12 protein-coding genes are annotated in these 11,165 nt (G+C 54.9%); all 12 read left to right on the forward strand.

Annotated features, from left to right (window positions below):
- The first annotated feature begins 12 nt into the window (after positions 1-12).
- Positions 13-771 carry a FliA/WhiG family RNA polymerase sigma factor gene (locus tag JRJ26_15655; protein MBW2058922.1) on the forward strand — a complete coding sequence of 253 codons (759 nt, stop codon included), beginning with the start codon at positions 13-15 and terminating at the stop codon, positions 769-771.
- Positions 772-1,051: 280 nt separating this feature from the next.
- The gene (locus JRJ26_15660; protein MBW2058923.1) at positions 1,052-1,438 is read left to right on the forward strand and encodes a chemotaxis response regulator CheY; all 387 of its coding nucleotides are present in this window, start codon (positions 1,052-1,054) and stop codon (positions 1,436-1,438) included.
- A gap of 117 nt (positions 1,439-1,555) precedes the next feature.
- Entirely contained in the window at positions 1,556-4,291 is a 2,736-nt protein-coding gene (locus JRJ26_15665; protein MBW2058924.1) for an Hpt domain-containing protein, read from the forward strand.
- 53 nt (positions 4,292-4,344) lie between these two features.
- Positions 4,345-5,148, forward strand: a complete 804-nt coding sequence (locus tag JRJ26_15670) for a protein-glutamate O-methyltransferase (protein ID MBW2058925.1) — start codon at positions 4,345-4,347, stop codon at positions 5,146-5,148.
- A gap of 49 nt (positions 5,149-5,197) precedes the next feature.
- Positions 5,198-5,674, forward strand: coding sequence for a chemotaxis protein CheD (locus JRJ26_15675; GenBank protein MBW2058926.1), 477 nt, complete (start codon positions 5,198-5,200; stop codon positions 5,672-5,674).
- A complete protein-coding gene (locus JRJ26_15680) occupies positions 5,671-6,528 on the forward strand; it encodes an HDOD domain-containing protein (protein MBW2058927.1) in 858 nt (285 codons plus the stop codon). Before JRJ26_15675 ends, JRJ26_15680 begins: the two co-directional genes overlap by 4 nt.
- 6 nt (positions 6,529-6,534) lie before the next feature.
- Positions 6,535-6,924, forward strand: a complete 390-nt coding sequence (locus JRJ26_15685) for a response regulator (protein MBW2058928.1) — start codon at positions 6,535-6,537, stop codon at positions 6,922-6,924.
- Positions 6,914-7,390 carry a chemotaxis protein CheX gene (locus JRJ26_15690; GenBank protein ID MBW2058929.1) on the forward strand — a complete coding sequence of 159 codons (477 nt, stop codon included), beginning with the start codon at positions 6,914-6,916 and terminating at the stop codon, positions 7,388-7,390. The genes JRJ26_15685 and JRJ26_15690 overlap by 11 nt, the downstream gene beginning before the upstream one ends.
- Positions 7,387-8,496, forward strand: coding sequence for a chemotaxis response regulator protein-glutamate methylesterase (locus tag JRJ26_15695; GenBank protein MBW2058930.1), 1,110 nt, complete (start codon positions 7,387-7,389; stop codon positions 8,494-8,496). Before JRJ26_15690 ends, JRJ26_15695 begins: the two co-directional genes overlap by 4 nt.
- Positions 8,493-9,023 (forward strand): chemotaxis protein CheX, encoded by a 531-nt coding sequence (locus JRJ26_15700; protein ID MBW2058931.1) that lies wholly within the window; start codon positions 8,493-8,495, stop codon positions 9,021-9,023. Before JRJ26_15695 ends, JRJ26_15700 begins: the two co-directional genes overlap by 4 nt.
- Positions 9,024-9,331: 308 nt before the next feature.
- The gene (locus JRJ26_15705; GenBank protein MBW2058932.1) at positions 9,332-10,738 is read left to right on the forward strand and encodes a sigma 54-interacting transcriptional regulator; all 1,407 of its coding nucleotides are present in this window, start codon (positions 9,332-9,334) and stop codon (positions 10,736-10,738) included.
- A gap of 209 nt (positions 10,739-10,947) precedes the next feature.
- A partial coding sequence (locus JRJ26_15710) for a response regulator (GenBank protein MBW2058933.1) occupies positions 10,948-11,165 on the forward strand: 218 nt, incomplete at its 3' end.

Below are 11,165 nucleotides of genomic sequence, written 5' to 3' on the forward strand. Positions count from 1 at the left end.
CAGAGGCCAGCTATGGAGAGCAAACTCGCCGTAGAGAGCATTTTCAAGGAGTACCAGAAGATCGATGCCCGGGAGAAGGAGGATCTCGTCCTGAGGTTCGCCCCGCTGATCAAACTGATCGTCAACCGTATCGCCCTCAGGCTCCCCCCCCACGTGGATTCCCAGGATCTCATAAATTCAGGAGTCATCGGCCTCATGGACGCCATAGAGAAGTACGATCCCACACGGGGTACCAGCTTCAAGACCTACGCCGAATTCCGTATCAGGGGGGCGATTCTTGACGAACTGAGGACATTGGATTGGTTTCCCCGGTCGATACGACAGAAAGTAAATCGCCTTGAGAGTGCCTATGCAGACCTGGAGCGCAAGCTCGGGCGTGCGGCCAAGGACGAGGAAGTGGCAGAGGCTCTGCACATGGAGCTCGAGGAGTTCTATGAAGTCCTGGCCCAGGCCAGCGCGGTCTCCCTGGTCAGTCTCTATGACATGGGGAGAGAGGACGGCGAGGAGAGGAGCTTTCTCGAGTGCATCGCAAGCCGCGAGGAAGGACCGGCAGCAGCCCTTGAATGCCAGGAAGTGTACGAGACCGTCGGAAAGGCTATCGAAAAGCTCCCGGACAAGGAGCGGCTTGTTGTATCCCTTTACTACTACGACGAACTGACCATGAAGGAGATCGGGAACGTCCTCAATCTCACCGAATCCCGTGTTTCCCAGATCCACACCAAGGCAGTCCTGAGGTTGAGGGCGAAGCTGAGAAGGCTGGCAGACCAGTGACCGACCCTTTTGCTGTTCAAGATCCACGTGGAATGTCCGAAATAAATACTTAGGTTGTCACTGAAAGACGACTCGGGAGTTAGCAGCAGGAGTTTTTGGGGGCACCCATCTTACCAGGCTGAACCCCGCCGAAGGGACGAGGTCCTATTGTACGAGACCGTAAGGCCGAGTTTAGGATGCCAAACGGGTCGAGGTTTGAAACGGACCAGGAAGTTCGTTCGGAGAGCGGGAGGACCGTTTTTCGGTGGAGACTGTCCAAGAGTTCTAGGGAGGAAAAGTCATGGCGGACACCAACATGAAGATCCTCGTTGTCGACGATTTTGCCACTATGCGGAGAATCATAAAGAACGTTCTCCGCGAGATAGGATACAACAATATCGTGGAAGCCGATGACGGAGCAACAGCCCTGCCCAAGTTGCGGACAGACACGATCGATTTCGTCATTGCAGACTGGAACATGCCGAACATGACGGGGCTTGAGCTTCTCAAGGCAGTCCGCAGCGATGAAGCCCTGAAGGACATCCCTTTCCTCATGGTGACTGCAGAGGCTCAGAAGGACAATATCATCGAGGCCATTCAAGCAGGAGTCAGCAACTACGTAGTCAAACCCTTCACCCCGGAAACGCTCAGGGAAAAGATCGCTCAGACCCTCGCCAAGGCGCAGTAGAATGATTGCCGGAGGGACAACAGAGGCCTGACCATGAAGATCGACATGGGTCCCGCCTCAGAAGTGATCTCTTTTGCCTGGTTCCGGCCCTTGGAACGGGTCAAACAAGGTACATAGATGATCGACAAGAAGATTAAGCAGAAGATCGAAAATCTCTCGGAAATGCAGGTTCTAGTGGAGCCGTCCGACCTTAAGACCTTGGCCGACCTTTGTAAAGGGCTTGAAGAAATCGGCCAATGGGCGGCCAAGGCCTCACACCCGCAGGTAGAGGCCGCGGCAAGAGCGGGGGAGAAACTCCTCAAGGCGGTAATCTTCGAAGAGACTCCGGATCCCAAAGCAGCCCTGGAGACTGTTGGCGGAACGATTTCTGGGCTTCAGGCGATTTTGTGCAACGGGTGTAGCCCCGAAGAGGTGGTATTCCCCCCTGAACTAGGGTTGGGGGGGATTGAAGGCTCCGCCCGTCAGGGGGGAAATCCGGGTAGTTCCCGGCAGCCGGACGGGCAGACCCCACAGCTGGCTTCCGCAGACCAGGAGATTCTTGCCGATTTCCTCTCGCGCCAAGGGGAATTTGTGGAGAAGATGGAACACCTCGTTCTTGCCCTCGAAAAATCCGTTGACCCGGATAGGTTGAGCGAGCTCAAAGGGATTCTCCACACCCTGAAGGGCGAGGCGGGGCTGTTAGGGTTGAGGGATGTCGAGAGCCTCTGTCATGCCACCGAAAACATGCTCACCACCAACAACCCTGCCGAAATCATGGAATCCCTTCTGCAAGTGAAGGATTGGCTCGGTGCGGCCTTCAAGGCGTATTCGGAAGGGAAAGAGCCGCCAAGACTCGTGGAAGGGCCTTTGACCGCACCGTCGCCCGGCCGGCTGCAAGATAAGACAGATTTCTCTCAGGGCGAAGCCACAAAATCAAACAAGGAGAACTTCCCTTCTGCCGGAAGCGCCGCGGATCACCGGAAGAGCGCATCCCGGGAAGATTCCAGCGCCATCGTGGGTGACCCGGAGCTCCTACAGGATTTCGTGTCCGAGGCCATGGAGCATCTGGAAGGGGCGGATCTGTACGTCCTCACTCTGGAAACGGAGCCGGGAAACGAAGAGGCCCTCAACGCCGTTTTTCGAGCCTTTCACACGATCAAAGGGGTGGCGGGGTTTCTCGGACTTGACCAGATTAGAAGTCTCGCCCACGAGGCGGAGAATCTTCTGGACATGGCACGGAGGGGCGAACTGAAATTGGAAGGGAGGGCTATCGATGTTACCTTCGATGCGATAGATACTCTCAAGCGCCTCGTGGGCAGGGTTGGTTCCCCCGATTCTTCCGGAAAACCTACCGAAGAAGGTGAGCTTATAACCCGACTGTTGGATCGTATCCACTCTGTGGCTTCGGGGAGACCAGATGGCGGGACGGAAGAGCCGCTTCTGGCCAAGGGGGGGAAGGACAAGAAACTCGGTGAGATTCTTGTCGAGTCAGGGGTGACGAGCCGGGAGAGTGTGAATGCCGTTTTGGCAAAACAACAGGAGGCCCGGGAGAGGCCAAAGCTCGGCGAACAGCTCGTACGGGACGGCAAAACCACGGCCAAACAGGTGGCTCATGCCTTGCGGTGCCAAAAGGGCCAGGATCAGGAACACTCCGCCCTGCACGTCAAGGAAGCCGTAAAGGTCGATTCGGACCGGCTCGACCGAATGGTGGATACAATCGGAGAACTGGTCATAGCTGAATCGATGGTAAGGAAATCAGTGGAAGAGATTGCCCGTTTCTCCCCTCAGCTTGCTCGGCAGATAGCGCAGTTGGGCAAAATAACGCGTGAGCTTCAGACAATGGGCATGTCGCTTCGGATGGTGCCTGTGCGTTCAACATTTCAGAGGATGGCGCGCTTGGTTCGGGATCTTGCGAAGAAGGCAGGCAAACCCGTGCAATTCGTTACATCAGGTGAGGACGCGGAACTCGACAAGGTGGTTGTGGACCGGATCGGTGATCCCCTGGTCCACATGCTGCGAAATGCGGTTGACCACGGGTTGGAAGCGAGCCCGGAGGAGCGGCGCAGGGCAGGCAAACCTGAAAAGGGACGTATCGAGCTCCGGGCCTTCCACAAGGGCGGGAATATTTACATAGAGATCGAGGATGACGGCCGCGGGCTTGACCGTGAAGCTATCCTTGCCAAAGGACAGCAACAAGGCCTGGTCCGTAAAGGCCAGCAATTGAATGATAGGGAGCTTTTTGGCCTGATTTTCGAACCGGGTTTTTCCACGGCCGAAAAAGTAACGGACATCTCAGGCCGCGGGGTAGGGATGGATGTTGTCAAGCGGAATGTCGAGGAACTCCGCGGGCAAGTGGAGATCAGATCTGAAAGGGGCAAGGGAACGGTCTTCACAATACGGCTGCCTCTCACCCTTGCCATCATTGACGGCATGGTAGCTAGGGTTGGCAAGGAACGGTATATCATTCCGACTCTTTCGATCGTCCAACTGATCGAACCAAAGAGAGGCGATATTTCCACTGTCCTTGAACAGAGCGAAGTGCTTTCGGTGCAGGGCAAATTCGTTCCGCTTTTGCGGTTGAGCAGCCTCTATGGGATTCCAGATGGCAAAGAAGAATCCTGCCATTCGCTGGTCATGATAATCGAAGAGGATGGCCGCCAGGTAGGTCTGATGGTAGACGAATTGCTCGGCCAGCAGCAGATTGTGATAAAAAACCTGGGCAGTGGAGTGGGCAGTGTCCCGGGAATTTCGGGAGGCGCGATCATGCCGGATGGACTGGTCGGTTTGATTCTCGATGTCGGAGGGTTGATCAGGCTGGCCAGCAGGGAAGCGTCGGGGGGGGGACGGCGTTTCCGTTCCCAAATAGAGAAGTGAAAGGCTGCTGGTGGGGGATAACAATCGCCTCAACCAGCTCGCGAGAACGAGGTATGGACAGGGCAACATTCAAGCGGTTCAGACAGATCGTATATGAGAAAAGCGGGATCTCGCTGGGGGAAAACAAAGAGGCCTTGGTGGCGGCCCGAGTGGGAAAACGGATGCGTGCCCTTTCGATCCATGACTACCGCAGCTATCTGGAGCGCGTGGTTCAGGATGACAAAGGAGAGGAAATCGTCCACCTTCTCGATGCGATCTCGACCAACGTGACGAGCTTCTTTCGTGAATCCGACCATTTCGATTTTCTGAAGAGGGCTGTTTCGGAGTGGCTGGCTCATGGGCAGAGGCGGTTCCGCTTCTGGTCGGCTGCTTGTTCCACGGGTGAAGAGCCCTATTCCCTCGCCATGGTACTACTTGAAGCCGCCGAAGGCCGCGACATAGACCTGAGGATCCTCGGCACGGATATTTCTACTCGTGTCCTTGATGCCTGCCGGGCTGGCGTTTATGGCGAGGAGAAGATTAAGGATGTCCCTGTTACTTTCAGGGGACGATATTTCGACCGACTGAACGAGGGGGGTGCGGTGTTTTATGCAGTGAAAAAGACCTTGAAAAAGATGACCATTTTCAAGCGGCTTAATTTAGCCATGCAGCCTTTTCCCATGAAGGGGCCTTTTGATGCGGTCCTGTGCCGTAATGTGATGATCTACTTTGACAACGAGACCCGGGGAGGCCTTGTGGATGAGATATACAGGCTTCTCAAACATGGTGGGTACCTGATCATAGGTCATGCCGAAAGCTTGATGAGGCTGACGAATCGGTTCAAGCTCTTGAAGCCATCCATATACGTGAAGCAGTAGATGGCCGAAGATATCCGGTGGTTGTGAAACGGAACAGGAAAGGACAAAGGTGAATCATACCATTGGCATATCGGAGATGAAGGTCTCCAGTCGGCCCGAAGATATCCTCGTTACATACTCCCTGGGGTCATGCATCGGAGTTTCTTTGTACGACCCGGCCATACAAGTCGGGGGTCTCATCCACTGTATGCTTCCTCTGTCAAAGATCGATCCTCCCAAGGCAGAGGCCAACCCATGTATGTTTACGGATACGGGTGTCGCTCTCCTACTGCAAGCCGTCTTCGACATGGGAGCGGAAAGAAAACGCCTGGTTGCCAAGGTCGCGGGTGCCGCAAGCTTTCTCGACGAAAAGGAGATGTTCAGAATAGGGGAACGGAACTACACGGTTCTGAGGAAGATTCTCTGGAAGAACGATATTCTGATCGCTGCAGAAGACATCGGGGGAACGATTTCACGGACAATGTACCTCTACATAGCAGGAGGCCAGACGGTCGTCAAGTCCGGAGGCCGAGAGGTAGAACTATGAACCGGAGAAAGGAGATTCTTTCAAAGGCCCGCTCCGTGACCTGGATGCCGATTGCCGCGACCAAGCTTTTCAAGCTTCTCCAGGATCCCCATGTCAGAATCCGTGACGTCACGGAGACAGCCGAGCTCGACCCTGGACTAACCGCAGACCTGCTGCGCTTGGCAAACTCCTCGATCTACTCGTGGGCGAGAAGGATCGGTTCTATCCAGGAGGCAGTCCTTCGGCTGGGTACAGATAAGGTCTTTGAGCTTGTCGTAGCCTCGGTCGCGGCCACCCTGGCGAAAGGGGGAATCAAGGGCTACGGCCTTCCCCCGGGCGAGCTGTGGCGGCACTCGGTTGCCGTTGCCATTGGCGCTTGTGAACTCTCAGCCGCCTTGAATCTCGACTCCTCCAAATACACCTTTACATCGGCCTTGCTCCACGATATCGGGAAAATCGTACTCGGGACGTTCGTACAGATCGATGCTGTTCCGATCACAGCTCTGGCATTTGAGAAGAACGTACCCTTCGAGGAAGCCGAAAGGCGAGTGTTGGGGATCGACCATGCTGAGGTCGGTGCCTTTCTTCTGGAGTGCTGGAATCTGCCGGAGGAGCTCGTTGATGTGGTTCGATGGCATCATCAGCCGGAACATTTCTTGGATGAGCCGGGGCCGGCCGATCTGGTCCATGTGGCCGACGCCCTGTCGATGATGGGAGGCATTGGGACAGGTATGGACGGCCTCAATTATCGCCTGTCCAGCCGGCTTGCTTCCCGGTTGGGCCTGAAAGCCCAGATAACGGAGAGGGTGGCGTGCCGAACCATAGAGAAACTCGAGGAAATGAAAGGCTTCTTTAAGCTTACAAGAGGGAGGTGAGAGTCTATGGCCCTCAATATCCTTGTGGTTGACGACTCACAGACGGTGCGGGCCGTGATTGCCAAAACACTTCAGCTGGCCGGTGTACCTGTTAATGAACTCCACCAGGCCTCCAATGGGAAGGAAGCCTTGGACATCCTGGACGACCATTGGATAGATCTCGTCTTTGCAGACATCAACATGCCCGTGATGACCGGCATTGAAATGATCGAGAGAATGAGTCAAGACGGCCTCTTGGGGACCATCCCGGTCGTTGTGGTTTCAACCGAAGGAAGCGCGCCCCGAATTGAAGAGCTGAAGTCAAAGGGCGTCCGTGTATATGTGCGGAAGCCCTTTACTCCGGAGCTGATTCGAATGGTCGTGGATGAAATCATGGGAACGGACGATGATAAATGATCGAAAGGAACTTCTGGCGACAGTCTTTTGCGAGGTGCTGGAACGGTTCTCCTTCTTGTTTGGTGAACTGATTTCCAAGGAGGAGATCCCTGAGACAGGGTCGAGATATCTTCAGGCCACAATGGCTTTCCGAGGCGTAATGAGCGGGAAGTTGGTGCTCGCGGTTCCGCAGGCCATGTGCCCGGTGATTGCGGGAAACGTCCTGGGCATGGAGCCTGTTGAGGCCCTGAAGATCATACAGAGCGACGATGCCCTGAAAGAGCTGTTGAATATCACCTGTGGCCAGGTTCTGACGGCCCTCGTCGGCGACGAACCGGTTTTCGACCTTTCCATACCGGAAATATCTGCGCTGAATCCTGCAGGATGGAGCGCTTTGGCACACAAGCCCGATTCGCTCTGCTTCCTGGTTGACGGCTTGCCAGTGGTTTTGAACATGTCACTTGACGGTGGAGGCGTATCTGGATGAACAACCATCGTAAACCATCCATTCTTGAGCCACCCCTAAGGCCGTTACGGAGAATCCGTGTGTTGGTCGTAGATGATTCGGCCGTGGTTCGTTCGATCCTTTCCAGGGAACTGGCACGAGATCCTGAAATCGAGGTGGTAGGAACCGCGTCCGATCCCTTTGTGGCACGGGACAAGATCGTAAAACTCAAACCCGACGTGCTGACGTTAGATGTCGAGATGCCGCGCATGGACGGAATCACCTTTCTCCGCAAGTTGATGCGTCACTATCCTCTACCTGTAATTGTGGTTTCGTCACTGACCCCCAAAGGGGGTGAACTGGCCCTCGAAGCCACGGATGCAGGCGCCGTGGAGGTGATGTGCAAGCCGGGCCCGGCCTATACGGTGGGGGACATGACCATAGAACTCGTCGAAAAGATCAAGGCCTGTGCCCGGGCAAAGGTGGAGAAAAGAGGGCCGGCTAAGTCCGGGAGCAGGGCCTCTCCGAAACGTTTGGCCCTGGCCAGAACCACGAACAAGGTCGTTGCCATCGGCGCCTCGACTGGTGGCACCCAGGCTCTCACAGAGGTACTTGCAGCGATGCCGGGAAATGCTCCCGGAACCTTAGTTGTTCAGCATATGCCGGAACACTTCACTCACAGTTTTGCGAAGAGGCTCAACCAGGTTTGCGCAATGGAGGTAAAGGAAGCTCAGAATGGCGACACGGTCGCACCTGGTAAAGCTCTCATAGCTCCGGGAAACTACCATATGCTCCTTCGACGGTCGGGCGCTACATACTACGTCGAGGTGAAAAAGGGGCCCCGTGTCTGCCGGCAGCGTCCTTCCGTGGAGGTGCTTTTCAAGAGTGTGGCGCGTTATGCGGGGCGCAACGCTGTCGGTGTCATAATGACAGGGATGGGTAGTGACGGAGCCGAGGGACTTTTGATGATGAAGGAGAATGGAGCGCGAAACATCGCTCAGGACGAGAAGACCTCTGTGGTTTTCGGCATGCCGAAAGAGGCAATTAGGCTTGGAGCAGTGGATTTTGTCCTCCCATTGGGCCAAATTACCCGAGGCATCCTCGATCTGGTCCAGGAGATGGACAGACAGGTCAGGTGCGCGGAATGATCCGGAAGTATGACGTTCCTTTGTCGGGAGGTTTCGTATTGATGGATGCTGAGTTCATTACTTCCTTTGTTGATGTTACCCTTAATGTCCTGGGAACGATGGCCCGGGTCGAGGCCAAACCGGGAAGGCCGGCCGTAAAAGATGGGAACAGGTTAATCGGCGATGTCACCGGTATTATCGGCCTGGCAGGCCAGAAGGTCAGCGGATACTTCGGCCTGAGCTTCTCCGAGAGGTGCATCAAACGGGTAGTGTCTGCCATGCTCGGTGAAGTGGTGAATGATCTCGATCAAGATGTCAGCGATGCAGTTGGGGAACTGACCAATATGATCACAGGGGGTGTAAAGGCCCAGTTGGACCAGAAGGGATATTCGTTTCAAATGGCTATTCCTACGGTCATCACAGGGAAGGGACACGTACTCAACCACCTCACCGACCAACCGGTCATACTGATTCCCTTCGAGACCGAAACCGGACCTTTCTTTGTCGAGATCTGCCTGAGAGAAGTGAGCCGAGATGAAAAGGATTGACACTCGACCCAGCCAGCCTTTGAACCCTCCAGGATATAGAACTTGGGTCAAAGAGAATATGACTTTCGGCCTCGAAGCGCCCGAGGGAGGGCCACTGTTGCAGGCATCCCAAAGGATGCAGAGGGGGGTAGATAGAAGTCAGGGGAAGGATTAAAGATTCCTGCTGTTCGTGTGAGAACTTCAAGGGGGTTCGGGATGGGGGTCGTATGCGAGCGGGAACAAAACAAGGAGGGCTGCCGGAATTGGAAGCTACAGAGAATCGAGCGGGCCCAGTAGATCCGTTCCCGGAAGGACGGGTGTGGCGTGATATGAACAGAGGTCAGTGGGAAGCATATCGGATTCTTGTGGAGAAGCTCTCCGACGGAGTTGGAATTTCCCAGAACGGAAGGTTGGTGTATGTGAACGATTCCCTGTGCTCCATGTTCGGTTGCCGGCCAGGGCAAATACTCGGCGCGGATCCGGCGGTCGTATTTGGTGAGGCCTGGAAACCCGAGCTTGGGCAAGAGAACAGTGGATCTGAGGAGAATACCTTTATCCGTTGTAGCGCAAGTGTATGTATCGGCCGCACCGATCGGCAGCGGCGGGTCAAGGTCTTTTATATACCTGTATGGTGGAAGGGAAAACCTGCACTTCTTCTTGCAGTAAAAGATATTGCCATGAACGGCGCTCGGGAAGATAGGTCCTGTGAAGAGGCGGAGCAGCGCCTCGAGGATGAGGGGGATCTGAAGCCTTCACGGAGGAAGAGTTGCAAGTTTGCCGGCATCATCGGCGAGAGCCGGGCGATGAAGGCGGTCTATGAATTGATCGTGACGGCCGCAGAGACCGACGCGCCCGTGGTGATCCACGGAGAATCTGGCACAGGAAAGGAACTCGTCGCACGGGCGATTCACCGGGCGAGTGATCGGCACAGAAGGAGTTTCGTGGCTGTAAACTGCGGAGCCATACCCGAGAATCTCCTTGAAAGTGAGTTTTTCGGGCACAAGAGGGGGGCTTTCACAGGAGCGCAGTTCGACAAGAATGGTTTCCTGGACATTGCAGATAAGGGCACACTCTTTCTGGACGAAGTCGGGGAACTCGCTCCGGGATTACAGGTCAAGCTGCTCCGGGCCGTTGAGGGCAACGGGTACATAGCTGTGGGAGACACCAGGGTCAAGAAATCCGACTTCCGGATCATATCCGCCACCAACAGAGATCTGAAGGATATGGTGGATAGGGGCCTTATGAGGCATGATTTCTTTTACAGGCTCCACGTTATTCTCATCACGGTGCCTCCGCTTAAGGAACGTAAGGAGGATATCCCCCTGCTGGTTGATCATTTCTTGCACGCTCACGGATATGACGAACCGGGATTCATCCCTTCAAGAATAATGAAAGCCCTCATGGAATATGATTGGCCGGGAAACGTTAGAGAGCTTCAAAACGTGTTGCACCGCTACGTGGCCGTCAAGCGGCTTGACTTTGTGAATCCACAAGGTTCCGACCTCGTTACCAGGGGCAGGAGGTCAAAGGGCACATGTAGGCCGGAAGACACGAATTTTCATGGCGCCGTTCGAAATTTCGAGAAGCGCCTTCTCCTGAGGGCCCTGAAGGTCAACCGGTGGCAGAAAGCCAGGGCTGCCTCGATGCTGGGCTTGCCTCGAAGGACATTTTACAGAAAACTGAAGTGCCTGGGGCTGGACTCGACACAAAATGAGCCATTTCTGGCACAGCCTTGATTAAACCTTCTATTCTAGACGGATAGCATCGATTTGTGATTTCAGATGAGCCACTTCTGACTCACCTTTTCCCATCTTCTCCGTGAAGCCCTATTGTCTGAATTTAGGTGAATTCCTCGATATTACAAGGAGTTGCGTCAAGAGCAAGGCTTGGTGGTACAGATCTTGCGGTGTGTGAAGAAAACCGAAAGGGGAAAAGAGGAATCCCGATGAAGGTCCTGATCGTTGAGGACGACGGTCCACTCAACTCCCTCCTTGATAGAACGATCCGGCGATCGGGACATGAGGTTCACGCTGTGGGTAGTTGTGGGGTGGCGTTGGAGGTCATGGGGTGGCGTGGGTTTGACTTGGTTATGTTGGATGTATTTTTGCCTGATGGGAGGGGTGATCGGTTGATTCCGAGGTTGAGGGAGTTGAGGCCTGGGGT

Source organism: Deltaproteobacteria bacterium (assembly GCA_019308905.1).
In the GTDB taxonomy this organism is placed as follows: domain Bacteria; phylum Desulfobacterota; class BSN033; order WVXP01; family WVXP01; genus JAFDHF01.